General features: G+C 51.4%; 13 protein-coding genes, 1 tRNA gene and 3 rRNA genes. 3 read left to right on the top strand and 14 right to left on the bottom strand.

The genetic code is table 11. From position 1 onward, the window contains the following. Nucleotides 1–56 precede the first annotated feature (56 nt). From rrf to pepQ, 8 genes are all read right to left on the bottom strand, one after another. Nucleotides 57–172 (bottom strand): 5S ribosomal RNA (gene rrf, locus AC0IWZ_RS22380). A 112-nt stretch (nucleotides 173–284) separates the two neighbouring features. Beyond that, a 23S ribosomal RNA gene (locus AC0IWZ_RS22375) occupies nucleotides 285–3193 on the bottom strand. 218 nt (nucleotides 3194–3411) lie between these two features. Beyond that, nucleotides 3412–3487 (bottom strand) — tRNA-Glu (locus AC0IWZ_RS22370). A 90-nt stretch (nucleotides 3488–3577) separates the two neighbouring features. Further along, nucleotides 3578–5117: ribosomal RNA gene (locus tag AC0IWZ_RS22365) — 16S ribosomal RNA — on the bottom strand. The 16S, 23S and 5S rRNA genes sit together here with 1 tRNA gene alongside, the layout of an rRNA operon. 409 nt (nucleotides 5118–5526) lie before the next feature. Further along, entirely contained in the window at nucleotides 5527–6060 is a 534-nt protein-coding gene (gene hemG, locus AC0IWZ_RS22360; protein ID WP_034492114.1) for a menaquinone-dependent protoporphyrinogen IX dehydrogenase, read from the bottom strand. A 12-nt stretch (nucleotides 6061–6072) separates the two neighbouring features. Beyond that, the gene (gene trkH / locus AC0IWZ_RS22355) at nucleotides 6073–7524 is read right to left on the bottom strand and encodes a Trk system potassium transporter TrkH (RefSeq protein ID WP_034461629.1); all 1452 of its coding nucleotides are present in this window, start codon (nucleotides 7522–7524) and stop codon (nucleotides 6073–6075) included. Between the two features lie 45 nt (nucleotides 7525–7569). Beyond that, a complete protein-coding gene (locus AC0IWZ_RS22350; protein ID WP_410374302.1) occupies nucleotides 7570–8181 on the bottom strand; it encodes an IMPACT family protein in 612 nt (203 codons plus the stop codon). Next, the gene (pepQ, locus tag AC0IWZ_RS22345; RefSeq protein ID WP_471678455.1) at nucleotides 8181–9512 is read right to left on the bottom strand and encodes a Xaa-Pro dipeptidase; all 1332 of its coding nucleotides are present in this window, start codon (nucleotides 9510–9512) and stop codon (nucleotides 8181–8183) included. Before pepQ ends, AC0IWZ_RS22350 begins: the two co-directional genes overlap by 1 nt. A 194-nt stretch (nucleotides 9513–9706) precedes the next feature. Between pepQ and fadB the strand changes: the two genes are divergently transcribed. Then, on the top strand, nucleotides 9707–11896 hold the full coding sequence (fadB, locus tag AC0IWZ_RS22340) for a fatty acid oxidation complex subunit alpha FadB (protein WP_471678456.1): 2190 nt from the start codon (nucleotides 9707–9709) through the stop codon (nucleotides 11894–11896). A gap of 9 nt (nucleotides 11897–11905) precedes the next feature. Next, nucleotides 11906–13069 carry an acetyl-CoA C-acyltransferase FadA gene (gene fadA / locus AC0IWZ_RS22335; RefSeq protein ID WP_034492121.1) on the top strand — a complete coding sequence of 388 codons (1164 nt, stop codon included), beginning with the start codon at nucleotides 11906–11908 and terminating at the stop codon, nucleotides 13067–13069. A 51-nt stretch (nucleotides 13070–13120) separates the two neighbouring features. Here the strand turns inward: fadA and fre are convergent, their stop codons facing one another. Both fre and ubiD read right to left on the bottom strand, forming a co-directional pair. Further along, the gene (gene fre, locus AC0IWZ_RS22330) at nucleotides 13121–13822 is read right to left on the bottom strand and encodes an NAD(P)H-flavin reductase (RefSeq protein ID WP_034461638.1); all 702 of its coding nucleotides are present in this window, start codon (nucleotides 13820–13822) and stop codon (nucleotides 13121–13123) included. Nucleotides 13823–13869: 47 nt separating this feature from the next. Then, a complete protein-coding gene (gene ubiD, locus AC0IWZ_RS22325; RefSeq protein WP_167333319.1) occupies nucleotides 13870–15363 on the bottom strand; it encodes a 4-hydroxy-3-polyprenylbenzoate decarboxylase in 1494 nt (497 codons plus the stop codon). 176 nt (nucleotides 15364–15539) lie between these two features. Between ubiD and rfaH the strand changes: the two genes are divergently transcribed. Beyond that, the gene (gene rfaH / locus AC0IWZ_RS22320; protein ID WP_471678457.1) at nucleotides 15540–16028 is read left to right on the top strand and encodes a transcription/translation regulatory transformer protein RfaH; all 489 of its coding nucleotides are present in this window, start codon (nucleotides 15540–15542) and stop codon (nucleotides 16026–16028) included. Nucleotides 16029–16063: 35 nt separating this feature from the next. Here rfaH and hemB read toward each other — a convergent pair whose 3' ends face one another. The 4 genes from hemB to tatB all read right to left on the bottom strand — a co-directional run bounded on the left by hemB (nucleotide 16064) and on the right by tatB (nucleotide 19268). Then, nucleotides 16064–17086: a porphobilinogen synthase gene (gene hemB / locus AC0IWZ_RS22315; protein ID WP_034492131.1), complete on the bottom strand. Its 1023-nt coding sequence runs from the start codon at nucleotides 17084–17086 to the stop codon at nucleotides 16064–16066. 15 nt (nucleotides 17087–17101) lie between these two features. Next, nucleotides 17102–17881, bottom strand: coding sequence for a 3'-5' ssDNA/RNA exonuclease TatD (gene tatD, locus AC0IWZ_RS22310; protein ID WP_471678458.1), 780 nt, complete (start codon nucleotides 17879–17881; stop codon nucleotides 17102–17104). Between the two features lie 65 nt (nucleotides 17882–17946). Next, a complete protein-coding gene (tatC, locus tag AC0IWZ_RS22305; RefSeq protein ID WP_471678459.1) occupies nucleotides 17947–18732 on the bottom strand; it encodes a Sec-independent protein translocase subunit TatC in 786 nt (261 codons plus the stop codon). A 2-nt stretch (nucleotides 18733–18734) separates the two neighbouring features. Continuing rightward, complete coding sequence (tatB, locus tag AC0IWZ_RS22300; protein ID WP_034492138.1) at nucleotides 18735–19268, bottom strand: Sec-independent protein translocase protein TatB; 534 nt, start codon at nucleotides 19266–19268, stop codon at nucleotides 18735–18737.

Here is a 19268-nt window from a genome sequence, read left to right as displayed (position 1 = left end):
AATCGCAGACAGCAAAAAGCCCTGTACGTCAGTACAGGGCTTTACACTTATTTGGAGCCTGGCAGTTCCCTACTCTCGCATGGGGAGACCCCACACTACCATCGGCGCTACGGCGTTTCACTTCTGAGTTCGGCATGGGGTCAGGTGGGACCACCGCGCTACTGCCGCCAGGCATATTCTGTTTCATCAACCGTCATGCTATTCACACAACCATCGACTTAAAATCTCGGTTCAAGCTGAAAATCAAATGCTTAGTCTCTCAACCAAAACACCTTCGGTGTTGTAAGGTTAAGCCTCACGGATCATTAGTACTGGTTAGCTCAACGTATCGCTACGCTTACACACCCAGCCTATCAACGTCGTAGTCTTCAACGTTCCTTCAGGACCCTTAAAGGGTCAGGGAGAACTCATCTCGGGGCAAGTTTCGCGCTTAGATGCTTTCAGCGCTTATCTTTTCCGCATTTAGCTACCGGGCAATGCCATTGGCATGACAACCCGAACACCAGTGATGCGTCCACTCCGGTCCTCTCGTACTAGGAGCAGCCCCCCTCAATTCTCCAGCGCCCACGGCAGATAGGGACCGAACTGTCTCACGACGTTCTAAACCCAGCTCGCGTACCACTTTAAATGGCGAACAGCCATACCCTTGGGACCTACTTCAGCCCCAGGATGTGATGAGCCGACATCGAGGTGCCAAACACCGCCGTCGATATGAACTCTTGGGCGGTATCAGCCTGTTATCCCCGGAGTACCTTTTATCCGTTGAGCGATGGCCCTTCCATTCAGAACCACCGGATCACTAAGACCTGCTTTCGCACCTGCTCGAGCCGTCACTCTCGCAGTCAAGCTAGCTTATGCCTTTGCACTAACCTCACGATGTCCGACCGTGATTAGCTAACCTTCGTGCTCCTCCGTTACGCTTTAGGAGGAGACCGCCCCAGTCAAACTACCCACCAGACACTGTCCGCAACCCGGATCACGGGTCTACGTTAGAACATCAAACATTAAAGGGTGGTATTTCAAGGTTGGCTCCATGCAGACTGGCGTCCACACTTCAAAGCCTCCCACCTATCCTACACATCAAGGCTCAATGTTCAGTGTCAAGCTATAGTAAAGGTTCACGGGGTCTTTCCGTCTTGCCGCGGGTACACTGCATCTTCACAGCGATTTCAATTTCACTGAGTCTCGGGTGGAGACAGCCTGGCCATCATTACGCCATTCGTGCAGGTCGGAACTTACCCGACAAGGAATTTCGCTACCTTAGGACCGTTATAGTTACGGCCGCCGTTTACCGGGGCTTCGATCAAGAGCTTCAGCTTGCGCTTAACCCCATCAATTAACCTTCCGGCACCGGGCAGGCGTCACACCGTATACGTCCACTTTCGTGTTTGCACAGTGCTGTGTTTTTAATAAACAGTTGCAGCCAGCTGGTATCTTCGACTGCCTTCAGCTCCATCCGCGAGGGACTTCACCTACCGACAGCGTGCCTTCTCCCGAAGTTACGGCACCATTTTGCCTAGTTCCTTCACCCGAGTTCTCTCAAGCGCCTTGGTATTCTCTACCTGACCACCTGTGTCGGTTTGGGGTACGATTCGTTGTTACCTGATGCTTAGAGGCTTTTCCTGGAAGTGCGGCATTTGTTACTTCAGCACCGTAGTGCCTCGTCATCACACCTCAGCGTTAGATAAGAGTCCGGATTTACCTAAACTCTCCGCCTACATGCTTAAACCGGGACAACCGTCGCCCGGCTAACATAGCCCTCTCCGTCCCCCCTTCGCAGTAACACCGAGTACAGGAATATTAACCTGTTTCCCATCGACTACGCCTTTCGGCCTCGCCTTAGGGGTCGACTCACCCTGCCCCGATTAACGTTGGACAGGAACCCTTGGTCTTCCGGCGAGCGGGTTTTTCACCCGCTTTATCGTTACTTATGTCAGCATTCGCACTTCTGATACCTCCACCAGACCTCACAGTCCAGCTTCAACGGCTTACAGAACGCTCCCCTACCCAACAACGCATAAGCGTCGCTGCCGCAGCTTCGGTGCATGGTTTAGCCCCGTTACATCTTCCGCGCAGGCCGACTCGACCAGTGAGCTATTACGCTTTCTTTAAATGATGGCTGCTTCTAAGCCAACATCCTGGCTGTCTGTGCCTTCCCACATCGTTTCCCACTTAACCATGACTTTGGGACCTTAGCTGGCGGTCTGGGTTGTTTCCCTCTTCACGACGGACGTTAGCACCCGCCGTGTGTCTCCCGTGATAACATTCTTCGGTATTCGTAGTTTGCATCGGGTTGGTAAGCCGGGATGGCCCCCTAGCCGAAACAGTGCTCTACCCCCGAAGATGAGTTCACGAGGCGCTACCTAAATAGCTTTCGGGGAGAACCAGCTATCTCCCGGTTTGATTGGCCTTTCACCCCCAGCCACAAGTCATCCGCTAATTTTTCAACATTAGTCGGTTCGGTCCTCCAGTTAGTGTTACCCAACCTTCAACCTGCCCATGGCTAGATCACCGGGTTTCGGGTCTATACCCTGCAACTTAACGCCCAGTTAAGACTCGGTTTCCCTGCGGCTCCCCTATACGGTTAACCTTGCTACAGAATATAAGTCGCTGACCCATTATACAAAAGGTACGCAGTCACCCCATAAAAGAGGCTCCCACTGCTTGTACGTACACGGTTTCAGGTTCTGTTTCACTCCCCTCGCCGGGGTTCTTTTCGCCTTTCCCTCACGGTACTGGTTCACTATCGGTCAGTCAGGAGTATTTAGCCTTGGAGGATGGTCCCCCCATATTCAGACAGGATACCACGTGTCCCGCCCTACTCTTCGAGTTCACAGCATGTGCATTTTTGTGTACGGGAGTATCACCCTGTACCCTGCGACTTTCCAGACGCTTCCACTAATACACAAACTGATTCAGACTCTGGGCTGCTCCCCGTTCGCTCGCCGCTACTGGGGGAATCTCGGTTGATTTCTTTTCCTCGGGGTACTTAGATGTTTCAGTTCCCCCGGTTCGCTTCGTTAAGCTATGTATTCACTTAACGATAGTGTGACGAATCACACTGGGTTTCCCCATTCGGAAATCGTCGGTTATAACGGTTCATATCACCTTACCGACGCTTATCGCAGATTAGCACGTCCTTCATCGCCTCTGACTGCCAGGGCATCCACCGTGTACGCTTAGTCGCTTAACCTCACAACCCGAAGATGTCTCGTGAGACACAATCGTGATTGTGAAAATTTGAGAGACTCGAACATATCGTATTCCCATTCCTTATTACGGAGGAATGAGACGACATGTCGTTTCAATTTTCAGCTTGTTCCGGATTTTTAAAGAGCAATATCTCAAACGTGACTCGAAAGTCAGTTTTGAGATATTTATTGATAATGTCTTTCACATCATTATCGAAGATGGCGTCCCCAAGGGGATTCGAACCCCTGTTACAGCCGTGAAAGGGCAGTGTCCTGGGCCTCTAGACGATGGGGACACGAATAATCCTTTGCAGGATATCGCTTTTTGCTCATTTACTTCTATCAGACAATCTGTGTGAGCACTACGCAAGTTCGTATCTTTCAGGTAAGGAGGTGATCCAACCGCAGGTTCCCCTACGGTTACCTTGTTACGACTTCACCCCAGTCATGAATCACAAAGTGGTAAGCGCCCTCCCGAAGGTTAAGCTACCTACTTCTTTTGCAACCCACTCCCATGGTGTGACGGGCGGTGTGTACAAGGCCCGGGAACGTATTCACCGTAGCATTCTGATCTACGATTACTAGCGATTCCGACTTCACGGAGTCGAGTTGCAGACTCCGATCCGGACTACGACGCACTTTATGAGGTCCGCTTGCTCTCGCGAGGTCGCTTCTCTTTGTATGCGCCATTGTAGCACGTGTGTAGCCCTACTCGTAAGGGCCATGATGACTTGACGTCATCCCCACCTTCCTCCAGTTTATCACTGGCAGTCTCCTTTGAGTTCCCGGCCGAACCGCTGGCAACAAAGGATAAGGGTTGCGCTCGTTGCGGGACTTAACCCAACATTTCACAACACGAGCTGACGACAGCCATGCAGCACCTGTCTCACGGTTCCCGAAGGCACTAAGGCATCTCTGCCGAATTCCGTGGATGTCAAGAGTAGGTAAGGTTCTTCGCGTTGCATCGAATTAAACCACATGCTCCACCGCTTGTGCGGGCCCCCGTCAATTCATTTGAGTTTTAACCTTGCGGCCGTACTCCCCAGGCGGTCGACTTAACGCGTTAGCTCCGGAAGCCACTCCTCAAGGGAACAACCTCCAAGTCGACATCGTTTACGGCGTGGACTACCAGGGTATCTAATCCTGTTTGCTCCCCACGCTTTCGCACCTGAGCGTCAGTCTTTGTCCAGGGGGCCGCCTTCGCCACCGGTATTCCTCCAGATCTCTACGCATTTCACCGCTACACCTGGAATTCTACCCCCCTCTACAAGACTCTAGCCTGCCAGTTTCGAATGCAGTTCCCAGGTTGAGCCCGGGGATTTCACATCCGACTTGACAGACCGCCTGCGTGCGCTTTACGCCCAGTAATTCCGATTAACGCTTGCACCCTCCGTATTACCGCGGCTGCTGGCACGGAGTTAGCCGGTGCTTCTTCTGCGAGTAACGTCAATCACTGCGGTTATTAACCACAATGCCTTCCTCCTCGCTGAAAGTACTTTACAACCCGAAGGCCTTCTTCATACACGCGGCATGGCTGCATCAGGCTTGCGCCCATTGTGCAATATTCCCCACTGCTGCCTCCCGTAGGAGTCTGGACCGTGTCTCAGTTCCAGTGTGGCTGGTCATCCTCTCAGACCAGCTAGGGATCGTCGCCTAGGTGAGCCATTACCTCACCTACTAGCTAATCCCATCTGGGCACATCTGATGGCAAGAGGCCCGAAGGTCCCCCTCTTTGGTCCGAAGACGTTATGCGGTATTAGCTACCGTTTCCAGTAGTTATCCCCCTCCATCAGGCAGTTTCCCAGACATTACTCACCCGTCCGCCGCTCGTCACCCAGGAGCAAGCTCCCTGTGCTACCGCTCGACTTGCATGTGTTAGGCCTGCCGCCAGCGTTCAATCTGAGCCATGATCAAACTCTTCAATTAAAAGCTTGATTTGCTTCAACTCGTGAAGCGGTGCTCAAAAATTAACTTTCGTAATAATTCAACTAAATGAATTACTGCTTGGTCACTCTTCAAGACTTGATATTTTTTTGATACCCGAGGGTATCTGAGATATCAATCCTGCGAGTGCCCACACAGATTGTCTGATAAATTGTTAAAGAGCAGTGAGTTACGCGCTTTCGCTTGCTAACTCGAGGTGGCGTATATTACGCCTTCCTCTTTCAGAGTCAAGCGTTTATTTTCGCTTTTTATCTGGCTGACGGGCCGGTTTGTAAGCCGTTGTGCCGTGTCAGTGGAGGCGCAGTATAGGGATTTTCCGGAAGCTGACAAGTGTTTATTGCAAAAAAATGACTGAGCGCCTCTTTTTTCGACAAAACGACCATTTTCGACATTATTTGCTGTTTAAATGGGCTATCTCTTGCGCGAAACGGGCCACCTGAGGCCAATCTGTATAAACAACTTCTTTACTAATATCTGTTTCGCCGCCAGTCATCTTCATAATTAAGCGAATCATCACGCGATCGTACCAACGATAACGCGGATAACGCAGCGCACCAGCAAACACCGCGCAGTGATTTGGCTGCCAGGGGGACGTCAGCAAAAACTTGCGTGTATAAGAGTTGGTTTGCGGGGAGCGCTTCTCTGGTTTACGCGCCACCAGGTTCACAGAGAAGAAAGCACTGGGGATCTTATTCAACGCTTGCTGATGCTTCTTCACAAAAGCAGCCACTGAAGAATGGAAATGCCCGTAACGAATAGAAGCACCAATCACTACACGTTCGTAATTGCCCCAGGCAATTACACCGCTGCGATGCAAGTTAACCACATCACTCTCAACACCCAGCTCTTTCAACTCAGATGCTATATAAGAAGCAATCTCGCGAGTTTGACCATCACGGGTCGAAAACAGAATTAAAGTTCTCACTACAGGCTCCGGTTACTCTCGCCAGAAAGTTGGCGTAAACAATACAAGTAAAGTGAACACTTCAAGACGACCAAACAGCATGTTAGCGATCAGTATCCATTTCGCCACAGGATTCATGCTGGCAAAGTTGTCTGCCACGACCCCCAAACCTGGGCCAAGGTTATTCAGCGTAGCCGCCACGGAAGCAAAAGCTGAGAAGTCATCCACGCCCGTCGCAATAATCGCCAGCATACTCACGATGAAGACCAACGCATATGCAGAGAAGAATCCCCACACTGCTTCAAGAATCCGTTCGGGCAGCGCGCGGTTGCCGAGCTTGATGCTATATACCGCATTTGGGTGCACGAGGCGTTTCAGCTCGCGGTTCCCCTGCTTGAATAGCAGCAGAATACGAATGACCTTCAGGCCCCCGCCCGTTGAACCCGCGCAACCCCCTATAAAAGCAGAACACAGCAACAACACCGGTAAGAATAGAGGCCAACGCGCGATACTGTCGGTTGTGAACCCGGCGGTCGTCGCCATCGAGACAACCTGGAAGAATGCCTGATTCAGCGTTAACAGTGCCGTCTGGTAAGTATTATGGAACCACAATACCAGGGTACAAATAGCCACCAGCGTCAGTTGTACGCCAATGAACATACGGAATTCAGGATCGCGCCAATAAACTTTTAAATTACGCCCGCTTAATAAAGAGAAGTGCAAACCGTAGTTACACCCGGAAATCAGCAGGAAGATGGCGATAATGGTATTAATGGTGGGACTATCAAAATAACCAATGCTGGCGTCATGAGTGGAAAACCCCCCAATCGCAATAGTCGCAAAACTATGGCCAATTGCATCAAACGCCGGCATGCCCGCAAACCAAAGCGCAAGAGCGCATGCAACGGTTAACAATACATAGATGAGCCATAGGGTTTTTGCAGTATCCGCGATACGCGGGCGCATTTTATTATCTTTAAGTGGCCCCGGCATTTCAGCGCGATACAACTGCATCCCACCCACGCCCAGAATTGGCAAAATGGCTACAGCGAGAACAATGATCCCCATACCGCCAAACCACTGCAGCATTTGCCGATAAAACAAAATGGCGTGAGGAAGCGTATCGAGCCCGACTAGCGTCGTCGCCCCGGTAGTGGTTAAGCCCGAGAACGATTCAAAGAATGCATCGGTAATAGTCAGATTCGGTTGTTCGGCGAAGATAAAAGGCAATGCCCCCACGCTCCCCAGCACCGTCCAGAAGAGTACGACGATCAGGAATCCTTCTCGCGGTTTCAGCTCACTTTTTTGCCGCCTGTTAGGCCACCACAAAAAAGAACCAATGAGTAACGCTGCGAAGAAAGTCTGGGTGAAAGCTCGGCCAGCACCATCGCGATAAATTAAAGCTACCAACCCGGGAATAATCATGGTCACAGAAAATAAAATGACTAACAGACCAACGATTCGGGTTATGGCGCGAAAATGCATTTCAGCCGCTTCCTTAACTATCAAAAAAATAACGAGAGGGAATTATTATTCAGCCGGCAATAAATGCAATGCACCGCGGCTAAAATCAGCAAGTCTGACTGAAAAGTCAGCGAGTTTTGCGGGCGGCAACGCCACACGTAATAATACAGATGCCTGAAAATCACTTTGCACCAGGATGCCATCGAACTGCTTAAGCAATGTTTCGATTCCCGCAAGCTGCGCATAATCACACTGCAAAGTATATTCGGTTAACGGAACTTTGAGCACCGTAGACAATTGATTTAACGCCGCCTGCACGCCGCCGCCATAAGCTTTTACCAGGCCGCCCGTTCCGAGCTTAATACCGCCAGAGTAACGCACGACGACAGCGGTGATTTCACCAATACCACTTCCCATAAGCTGGGCAAGCATTGGCTTACCGGCCGTGCCTGCTGGCTCGCCATCATCAGAAAAGCCTAATTGCTGTGAGTCATCAGGCGCACCAGCCACCCAGGCCCAGCAATGATGCCGGGCATCCGGATGTTCAGAACGCACGTGTTCAAGAAACGCTTTCGCCTCTATTACGCCAGTCGTATGCGCGACCAGCGTAATAAAGCGACTCTTCTTGATTTCCTCTGTGACCGTGACGGACTCAGCAGGAATCAGCCAGCTATCCATTACGCCAGTTTCAAATCACGCGTCATGTTTTCAACACTGTTTTCGTAAACAATCACGTTGTCTTCAATGCGAACGCCACCGAAAGGTTTCATTGCTTCAATGCGCTGCCAATCGAAGTGTTTGCTGTACTGGCCTTCGCGCCACGGTGCGAGTAACGACTCAATGAAGTAAATGCCCGGCTCGATAGTCAGAACCATACGCGGCTCCAGAATACGCGTGCAGCGCAGATACGGATATTGAGAAGGCGCAGCCATGTGCGTCCCGGTGTCATCCTGCATGAAGCCAGCGACATCATGAACCTGCAAACCCAGCGGGTGACCCAGACCGTGCGGCATAAATGGCCCAGTAATACCGGTTTCCACCATCGCTTCTTCGCTAATACCCGTTACTAGCTTATGGCGGTTCAGCAGCTTCGCAATACGTTGATGGAACTGAATATGGTAATCGGTGTAACGCACACCCGCTTTCAGGGTGTCAATTAACGACAGTTGTTCGGCATTAACGTCTTTCACCAATTGAGCATAATCATTGTCGCTATTAGCCGACCAGGTACGCGTTAAATCAGCCGCATAGCCGTTGTATTCCGCGCCAGCATCTAAAAGGAAGCTACGCATTTCCGCAGGTGCACGATTATCTAATTTGGTGTAGTGCAGAACTGCCGCGTGCTCGTTGAGCGCCACAATATTGCCGTAAGGCACATCGGTATCGCGGTGCCCGGTTGCGGTCAAATAAGCCAGGTTGATATCAAATTCGCTCATCCCGGAAAGGAAGGCTTCATGAGCTGCCTGATGGCCAACCACTGCGGTTTTCTGCGCTTCACGCATGCACGCTAACTCATAATCTGTTTTATAAGAGCGATGATAATGCAGATAATCAATCACTCCTTTCGGGTTGATGTTAGCACCCTGAATTTCAAGCTGAATGGCACGTTCTGGCACCGGCCCGATATAACCGATATTGCCACGCGCAGCGGGCAACTGGCTGCCAATGCCGTCTGCTTTTGGCAAAGCAATCACTTCAATTTCGTCAGTCCAGAAGGATTCTGGCAGCGGTTCAACGTTGTGCCAGTAATCAACCGGCAGGTAGAACCACAGCTTAGGTTTGTTCACACCATCCACCAGCAGCCAGCAGTTTGGCACTTGTGTCACCGGAACCCAGGCTTTGAATTGTGGGTTAACTTTGAACGGATACGGATGATCATCGAGGAAGACGTTGACTAGCTCGCCCGAGTGAATCAACAGCGCGTCGAGATTAAAACGCGCCAGAACATTGCGGGTACGTTCCTGCAAAGTTGCCACATGATCTTTATAAAGTGAGGCCAGTGAATCCATGATTTACCCTTCTGTTTTTTTCATAAACTGAACGCCACGCATCTTAGCACACCGTAAAGTTTGCGAACTTATTTCCAGTGGCTGTGATCATCTTTGCAAATATTTAAAGAGTCATTTGCATTTCATTAACATCAATTCCACACTCCTCTCCATCTGGTACGACCAGATCCCATTGCTGGATTCAGGAGACTGACATGCTCTACCAAGGTGAAACCTTACATCTCGACTGGCTGGAAGATGGCATCGCAGAACTGGTATTTGATGCGCCCGGCTCAGTGAACAAACTCGACACCGCGACCGTAGCGAGCCTCGGCCAGGCGCTGGATGTACTTGAAAAGCAGCCTAGTCTGAAAGGCCTGTTGCTTAGTTCCAATAAAGCCGCGTTTATCGTTGGCGCTGATATTACCGAATTCCTGTCGCTGTTCCTGGTTCCAGCGGAGCAACTGACACACTGGCTGCAATTTGCCAACAGCGTATTCAACCGCCTGGAAGATTTGCCCGTCCCAACCATTGCTGCGGTAAATGGTTACGCACTTGGCGGCGGCTGTGAATGTGTGCTGGCAACGGATTACCGTCTGGCAACTCCGGATACCCGCATCGGCCTGCCGGAAACCAAACTGGGCATCATGCCAGGCTTCGGTGGTTCTGTGCGTCTGCCACGTTTACTGGGTGCTGACAGCGCACTGGAAATTATCACCGCAGGGAAAGATGTTGGTGCGGTTGAAGCGCAAAAGCTCGGCTTAGTCGACGGGATCGTTAAAACTGAAAAACTGCGCGATGGCGCACTGGCAATACTGCGCCAGGCGATTAATGGCGATCTGGACTGGAAAGTCAAACGTGCACCAAAACTGCAACCTTTGAAGCTGAGCAAGATCGAAGCCACCATGAGCTTCACTATTGCCAAAAGCATGGTGATGCAGATTGCGGGTAAGCATTACCCGGCACCAATGACGGCAGTCAAAACCATCGAAGCCGCGGCACGAATGGGCCGTGACGAAGCATTACAACTGGAGACTCAAAGTTTCGTGCCGCTGGCGCGTTCTAATGAGGCCCGTGCGCTGGTCGGGATTTTCCTCAACGACCAATACATAAAAGGTCAGGCGAAGAAGCTGACCAAAAATACCGAAACCCCGAAACAGGCAGCCGTTCTTGGTGCCGGGATCATGGGCGGCGGCATTGCTTACCAGTCTGCCTGGAAAGGCGTGCCGGTATTAATGAAGGATATTAACGAGAAGTCGCTGGAACTGGGTATTAACGAAGCCAGCAAACTGCTCAACAAACAGCTGGAACGCGGCAAAATTGACGGCATGAAACTGGCGGGTGTGATTGCCACCATTCATCCAACACTCGATTACGCCGGTTTTGAGCGTGTCGATGTGGTAGTTGAAGCAGTGGTAGAAAACCCGAAAGTGAAGAAAGCCGTTCTGGCAGAAGTGGAAGATAAAGTGCGCCCGGATACCGTTCTGGCGTCGAACACCTCGACCATTCCGATTGGCGAGTTGGCAAATAGCCTGAAGCGCCCGGAAAACTTCTGCGGTATGCACTTCTTTAACCCGGTGCATCGCATGCCGTTAGTGGAAGTGATTCGCGGCGAGAAAACCTCTGATCAAACTATCGCTAAGGTCGTCGCCTGGGCCAGCAAAATGGGCAAAACGCCAATCGTGGTAAACGACTGCCCAGGTTTCTTCGTCAACCGCGTGCTGTTCCCGTACTTTGCAGGTTTTAGCCAGTTGATGCGCGACGGTGCCGATTTCCGTCAAATCGACAAAGTAATGGAAAAACAGTTTGGCTGGCCGATGGGTCCGGCGTATCTGCTCGACGTTGTCGGCATTGATACCGCGCACCACGCTCAAGCAGTGATGGCGGCAGGTTTCCCGCAGCGTATGCAGAAAGATTATCGCGATGCCGTTGATGCCATGTTTGACGCAGGCCGCTACGGCCAAAAAACCCAGCAGGGTTTCTATCGTTACAAACAAGACAGCAAAGGAAAACCGCGCAAAGAGCAGGATGAAGCGACTGACGGCCTGCTGGCCGATGTCAGCAAGCCGCGTCACGACTTCAGCGACGAGGAAATCATCGCTCGCATGATGATCCCAATGGTCAACGAAGTGGTTCGTTGCCTGGAAGAAGGCATTATCGCCAGCCCGGCAGAAGCAGATATGGCGCTGGTTTACGGCCTGGGATTCCCTCCATTCCACGGCGGCGCATTCCGTTGGTTAGACACCATCGGCAGCGCGAAATATCTCGATATGGCGCAACAGTACGAACATCTTGGCCCGCTCTACCAGGCGCCGGACGGTCTGCGTACTAAAGCGTCCCATAACGAGCCGTACTATCCACCGGTTGAGCCAGCGCGCCCAGCCAGTGACCTGAAAAGTGCCTGAGGAGTGATCATGGAAAAGGTTGTAATTGTTGATGCCATCCGCACCCCGATGGGCCGTTCAAAAGGCGGTGCGTTTCGCAATTTGCGTGCAGAAGATTTATCAGCTCATTTGATGCGTGGAATTTTGTCGCGCAACCCGGCCTTAGAAGCCGCTGCGCTGGATGACATTTACTGGGGTTGCGTGCAGCAGACGCTAGAGCAAGGTTTCAATATTGCGCGTAACGCCTCGCTGCTGGCGGAGATCCCACATTCAGTTCCAGCTGTTACGGTAAACCGCTTATGTGGATCATCCATGCAGGCGCTGCATGATGCTGCTCGAATGATTCAGACCGGTGATGCACATGCTTGCCTGATTGGTGGCGTGGAACACATGGGCCACGTGCCGATGAACCACGGCGTTGATTTCCATCCGGGCCTGAGCCGCAACGTCGCCAAGGCCGCAGGTATGATGGGTTTAACCGCTGAAATGCTATCGCGTATGCATGGCATTAGCCGTGAAATGCAGGATCAGTTTGCCGCACGTTCACACCAGCGCGCATGGGCTGCTACCGAAGCAGGTCATTTCAAAAATGAAATCCTGCCAATCGGCGGCCATGACGCAGACGGCGTGCTTAAGCGTTTTGATTACGATGAAGTGATTCGCCCGGAAACGACTGTTGAAGGTCTGGCGGCGCTGAAACCGGCATTTGACCCGGTCAACGGTACCGTTACGGCGGGCAGCTCTTCTGCGCTTTCCGATGGCGCATCAGCGATGTTGCTGATGAGCGAAACCCGAGCCAAAGAACTCGGCCTTAAGATTCGCGCTTACGTCCGCTCAATGGCCGTTGTTGGCTGTGATCCTTCCATTATGGGCTACGGTCCGGTTCCGGCATCACAACTGGCGTTGAAAAAAGCGGGCCTGACTGCCGCCGATATCGACCTGTTTGAGATGAACGAAGCGTTCGCCGCGCAGATCCTGCCATGCATTAAAGATCTGGGCTTGATGGATAAGATCGACGAGAAGATTAACCTGAATGGCGGAGCGATTGCGTTGGGCCACCCGCTCGGTTGCTCCGGTACACGCATTAGCACCACGCTGTTAAACCTGATGGAACGTCGCGATGCGCAGTTTGGCCTCGCCACTATGTGCATCGGATTAGGCCAGGGTATTGCCACTGTTATTGAACGAGTTTAGTTGCTTTAATTGTTGTTATTCCCGCCCGTCAGGGGCGGGTTTTTTATTGCATCAGATAAACGAGAACGCATCACCAAACATGCGATCAACCTGCGCACTACGTTCATTGCAGAACAAATCGCGAGCAATTTTCGCCATTTCAAAACGTCCAGCAATATAGATGTCGTGTCCGGCAAGCGTTCCGTAATCCTGCATCACGGCAGTTAAAACCGTGCCCGTGCGCCCACGCCAACCCTCTTCCGGCTGTTCAACAACCGCCTCAACGCGCAGGTTTGGATGAACCACAGACAACGCTTCTAATTCTGACAGATCATAAAGATGCTTATCTTCACGGCCACCCCAGTAAATCGCGATTTCACGTTGTGGGTTACGCGCCAGCGCCGTCAGCAAAATAGAACGGACGTATGAGAAACCGGTGCCGCCTGCAATCAGAATCAGCGGGCGATCTTCGTCATCACGCAGCCAGGCATCGCCGTGAGGAATATCAACGACGATTTCTTTCTCTTTGAGAATTCGATCCATCACGGCCATGGCGTACAAATTGATCTCTGAAGCGCCAATATGCAGCTCGATAAACTCATGGTCACTCGGCGTGGATGCCATGGAGAACGGGCGTTTGTCGCGCTCATCCATCACCACCATCAAATACTGCCCGGCCTGAAAGGAGAATTTCGCTTCCGGCAGTAATCGAACGCGATATACCGTGTCAGTTATCGCTTCTACCGAGGTCACTTTACAGCTTAAGGTTGTCATGCTTCCCCTCTGTCGGGTCAATAATGCAAAACGGTAAAATCCGCCGCTCAGGCGTTTTTACTGTCGTCGAAAATAGCCAGTTCGTCCCAGATTGCATCAATACGCGCACATACTTCTGCATCTTTCTTAATAGGACGCCCCCACTCACGTTGGGTTTCCCCCGGCCATTTATTGGTGGCATCCAGTCCCATTTTTGAGCCAAGACCGGAAACCGGCGAGGCAAAATCCAGGTAATCGATCGGCGTGTTCTCTACCAGAACGGTATCACGTGCCGGATCCATACGCGTGGTGATGGCCCAAATCACATCGTTCCAGTCACGCGCGTTAACATCGTCATCACATACGATGACAAACTTGGTGTACATAAACTGCCGCAAGAAAGACCAGACGCCCATCATCACGCGTTTAGCATGGCCCGCGTATTGTTTCTTAATCGTCACAACCGCGAGGCGATAGGAGCAGCCTTCCGGCGGCAGATAAAAATCAACAATCTCCGGAAATTGCTTCTGCAAAATCGGCACAAACACTTCATTGAGTGCCACGCCCAGGACGGCAGGTTCATCCGGTGGGCGTCCGGTATAAGTTGAATGGTAAATCGGATTCTGGCGCTGAGTAATATGCGTCACGGTAAATACCGGGAAGTCATCTACTTCATTGTAGTAGCCTGTATGGTCGCCATATGGCCCTTCTGGCGCCATTTCGCCCGGCTCGATATACCCTTCCAGCACAATTTCAGCGCTGGCAGGCACTTCGAGATCGTTAGAAATACATTTCACAACTTCAGTTTTGGTTCCACGCAGCAAACCAGCAAAGGCATACTCAGAAAGCGTATCGGGTACAGGGGTGACTGCACCAAGAATTGTTGCCGGGTCAGCGCCTAATGCTACAGAAACCGGGAAGCGCTCACCGGGATGCTCCGCACACCATTCCTGGAAATCCAGCGCGCCGCCACGATGTGACAACCAACGCATAATCAGTTTGTTTTTACCGATAAGTTGCTGGCGATAAATGCCCAGATTCTGGCGCTCTTTATGTGGACCACGCGTTACCGTTAAACCCCAGGTAATCAGCGGCGCGGCATCTTCCGGCCAGCATTGCATGATAGGAATACGCGATAAATCGACTTCATCCCCTTCAAAGATTTGCTCCTGACAAGGGGCATTACGCAGCCGTTTGGTCGGCATATTCAGGACTTGCTTGAACTGAGGAAGTTTATCGAATAAATCGCGGAAGCCTTTTGGCGGCTCAGGCTCTTTCAGGAAGGCCAGTAACTTACCGACTTCGCGCAGTGCAGAAACATCTTCCTGCCCCATTCCCATCGCGACACGCTTCGGCGTACCAAACAGGTTGCACAGCACCGGCATATCGTACCCTTTTGGGTTTTCAAACAGCAGTGCGGGGCCATTGGCGCGCAAAGTACGATCGGCAATTTCAGTCATTTCCAGGTAAGGATCGACTGGCATCGCGATACGCTTGAGTTCGCCGCGTTGTTCGAGTAGTTCCAGAAAGTCGCGTAGGTCGTGGTATTTCATGCAATTAATCGTAGTCAGGATTTTGCGCTCATTATACGGTCTTCATGCACCGCATGCTGTATTTTTGTTAATAACGCGTAAATGGGTAACGGATGACCAATCGGTGTTTGGTTATACTTATGCTGTCTATCCCTCATAACGGCCTTTTGCTATTCTTCCTCGGTTGATTAGGAAAAAGAGAAATTATGGAATCCTGGTATCTGCTCTACTGCAAACGGGGTCAATTACTGCGGGCGCAAGAACATCTTCAGCGCCAGGAAGTTAATTGCCTCACCCCGATGATCACACTCGAAAAGATCGTGCGAGGCAAACGCACTGCGGTCAAAGAACCATTGTTCCCAAACTATATGTTTGTCCAGTTTGACCCTGAAACTATTCACACGACGACAATCCATTCAACCCGTGGTGTCAGCCATTTCGTGCGCTTCGGTGCCCAGCCTGCATCCGTTCCGGCTGATGTCATCGAACAACTGGTGAATTACCAGCCTGAAAATGTCACCGACCCTGAAACGCCGTACCCTGGCGATAGCGTGGTGATCACAGAAGGGGCATTTGAAGGTCTGGAGGCGATCTTTGGCGAACCGGACGGCGAGGCTCGTTCGATGCTGCTGCTTAATCTGTTAAATAAACAGGTTATGCAGAGTGTGAAGAACACAGACTTTAAAAAGAAATAAATAAGGCCAGCAAATGCTGGCCTTACTTTTAGCATCTAGCGTTGCATTTGCTCATCGTGCAGCCACTGAGCGACTCGCTTCGAGAAGTACGTCAACACGCCATCAGCGCCAGCACGTTTAAAGCACAACAGTGATTCCATAATGGCCGGTTTTTCTGCCAACCAGCCATTTTGAATCGCGGCCATATGCATCGCATATTCGCCAGAAACCTGGTAGGCAAAAGTCGGCACACCGAACGTATCTTTCACGCGACGAACCACATCCAGATACGGCATACCCGGTTTCACCATCACCATATCCGCGCCTTCTTGCAGATCTTGCGCGACTTCTTGCAATGCTTCATCACCATTGGCCGGGTCCATCTGATAAGTCTTTTTATTGCCACCTTTCAGATTGCCTGAAGAACCAATTGCATCGCGGAACGGACCGTAATAGCAGGAAGCGTATTTAGCCGCATAAGACATGATTTGCGTATTCACGAAGCCATCCAGTTCAAGCTGGTCGCGAATCGCACCGATACGACCATCCATCATATCGCTTGGGGCAATGATTTCGGCTCCGGCTTCAGCATGAGACAACGCCTGGCGCACCAGAATCTCACGGGTAATGTCGTTGATAACATAACCGTCCTGATCGATGACGCCATCCTGACCGTGCGTGGTATACGGATCGAGCGCAACGTCAGTCAGTAAACCTAATTCCGGTACGGCATCTTTCAGCGCACGCACCGCACGCTGAACCAGGCCATTCGGGTTATATGCTTCTTCGGCGTGCAGTGATTTTCCAGCGCTTTCAATAACCGGGAACAGAGACAACACCGGCACACCCAGCTTCGCAACGGTTTCCGCCTCTTTGAGCAGCAAATCGATAGTCATGCGGTAAACACCCGGCATCGACGTTACTTCTTCCTGGCGATTCTGACCTTCCATCACGAATACAGGATAGATAAGGTCGTTAACCGTTAATTGATTCTCGGCGACCAGGCGGCGGCTGAAATCGTGACGACGGACGCGGCGCATACGGCGACCAGGAAACGTACCGGGAAATGCATAGCTCATTGATTTTCTCCTGATTTAAGCCAGCCGAAAAAGACGACGGGCATTGTCATCTGTTACTTGCGCAAGCCAGGCGGGGTCTTCTCCGCGCCATTCGGCCACCTTGTTCAGGATATGAGGCAAGTAGCAGGGTTCGTTCCGCCGGGAAGCAGGTTTTGGTTTTAGATCCCGCGGTAACAAATAAGGGGCATCAGTTTCCAGTAATAACTGATGCGCTGGAATCACCGGCAATAACTCACGTAATTCAAGGCCGCGACGCTCATCGCATACCCAACCGGTTACGCCAATAAAAAGCCCACGAGCCAGACATTCACAGGCCTCGTCTTCAGTGCCTGTAAAGCAGTGCAGCACCACGCCGGGCAATTTATCGAGCCACGGGTCGAGCAATGCAATAAAGCGTTCGTGTGCTTCACGGCAGTGTAAAAATACCGGCATCATCAGGTCGGCCGCCAGGGCCAATTGTGCGGTAAAAGCGCGTTCTTGTTCAGCTGGTGTTGAAAAATTACGGTTAAAATCCAGGCCGCACTCGCCAATAGCCACGACTTCAGATGCACCAGCAAGTTCACGAATGGCTTGCGCCGTTTCGTCCTGCCATTGGCTGGCGTCATGCGGGTGAACACCGGCTGTAGACCAACACCCCTGATACTGTTGCGCCAGTAAAAGCGCCTGCTGGCTTTCGTGAAGGTTTGTGCCCGTCAGCAACATACCGCTCACTCCTGCAAGCTGTGCACGGGTAACAACATCCGCATGGTCTTTGGCAAATTGAGAGCTGGTAAGATTTACACCGATATCAAACATAGTGCCTTCTAAATTGTGCCTTCCAAACGACGACCGCCCTGATGGGCGGCCTGATATTATGACTCTTACTTAGAGTGATCGTCTTCTGTTTCTGGTGCTTCTTCTGGGTCTTCTTCCTCACCTCTTCTACGCCCTTTACCGACATAGAAACGAGAGAAGAAAATCCCTACTTCAAACAGGCAGTACATCGGAATCGCCAGTAGCGTCTGCGAGAACACATCCGGTGGTGTTAACAGCATCCCGACCACAAACGCACCAACTAAAATGTACGGGCGTTTCTGTTTCAGCGCTTCGGGTGAAGTTACTCCCATCCAGCACAGCAAAATAATGGCAACCGGCACTTCAAACGCCACACCGAACGCCATAAATAAAGCCATGACAAAATCGAGGTATTTCGTAATGTCGGTCGATACGATGACACCGACTGGCGCAGTTTTGGTCAGGAAACCAAATGCCAGCGGGAAGACAACAAAATAAGCAAAAGCGATGCCGATGTAGAATAACAGCGTGCTGGAAAACAGCAGTGGCATCACTAATTTGCGCTCGTGCTTATAGAGTGCAGGCGCGATAAACGCCCAGATTTGGTAAAGAATGACTGGAGCCGATAAGAACACGGCGACATAAATTGTCAGTTTAATTGGGGCAAAAAACGGCGACGCAACATCGGTCGCAATCATCGTTGACCCAATCGGCATCTGCTTAATCAGCGGGGCGGAGACAATCTGATAAATGTCGTTGGCAAAGTAAACCAGTGCCAGGAAAATCACCAGCACAGCGATAATGCTATTTAACAGTCGCTTGCGCAGCTCTATCAGATGGCTGATAAGCGGTTGGGTATCTTCAACGGCCATGTTTACTGTTTATCACTCGAAGGTTGAGAAGAAACTGGAGTTTTGACTGGCTCTGCGACGGGTTTAATCTGAGGCTGAATTAACTCGACAGATGCTTCTTCCGTTGCAGTTTCAGGCACTTTTTCAGGCGCACTAGCCTGATGCGCAGCCGCTGCAGGTGTCACACCGTCGTGACTGTCCTCGGCATCTTTGACCAGCGGGTTATGGATGGTATGAGCCTCGTCACTCGCCTTCTCAGGTTCATGCGTGTACGAGCGCTTCATAGACTCAGCCGCCTGACGCAGCTCATCCATGGAGGCTTTTAACTCCGGAGTCAGGTTATCCATGCTCGCTTTTTCAACCTTCTTTAGGCTGTCTTGCAGCTCCTGGATTTTCAGTTCCTGAACCAGTTCATTTTGTACGGTTGCCGCAAGTGAACGCAGGGCGCGCACCCAGCCAACAACCGTTTTAACGGCCACAGGCAAACGTTGTGGCCCGAGAACAATCAGGCCAATAACGAATACCAGTAGCAGTTCACTGAAACCAATATCGAACAC

It is taken from the genome of Buttiauxella sp. AC142 (assembly GCF_979253435.1).
The sequence above is the reverse complement of the archived record's forward strand: the minus strand, read 5'-3'. Positions and strand labels throughout refer to the sequence as shown.

What these genes read in the sequence shown, in the direction of transcription:
- rfaH (WP_471678457.1), top strand. Translation starts at nt 15,540, where the DNA reads ATGGAATCCTGGTATCTGCTCTACTGCAAACGGGGTCAATTACTGCGG.
- fadA (WP_034492121.1), top strand. Translation starts at nt 11,906, where the DNA reads ATGGAAAAGGTTGTAATTGTTGATGCCATCCGCACCCCGATGGGCCGT.
- hemB (WP_034492131.1), bottom strand. Translation starts at nt 17,086, where the DNA reads ATGAGCTATGCATTTCCCGGTACGTTTCCTGGTCGCCGTATGCGCCGC.
- tatD (WP_471678458.1), bottom strand. Translation starts at nt 17,881, where the DNA reads ATGTTTGATATCGGTGTAAATCTTACCAGCTCTCAATTTGCCAAAGAC.
- trkH (WP_034461629.1), bottom strand. Translation starts at nt 7,524, where the DNA reads ATGCATTTTCGCGCCATAACCCGAATCGTTGGTCTGTTAGTCATTTTA.
- fre (WP_034461638.1), bottom strand. Translation starts at nt 13,822, where the DNA reads ATGACAACCTTAAGCTGTAAAGTGACCTCGGTAGAAGCGATAACTGAC.
- fadB (WP_471678456.1), top strand. Translation starts at nt 9,707, where the DNA reads ATGCTCTACCAAGGTGAAACCTTACATCTCGACTGGCTGGAAGATGGC.
- tatC (WP_471678459.1), bottom strand. Translation starts at nt 18,732, where the DNA reads ATGGCCGTTGAAGATACCCAACCGCTTATCAGCCATCTGATAGAGCTG.
- AC0IWZ_RS22350 (WP_410374302.1), bottom strand. Translation starts at nt 8,181, where the DNA reads ATGGATAGCTGGCTGATTCCTGCTGAGTCCGTCACGGTCACAGAGGAA.
- pepQ (WP_471678455.1), bottom strand. Translation starts at nt 9,512, where the DNA reads ATGGATTCACTGGCCTCACTTTATAAAGATCATGTGGCAACTTTGCAG.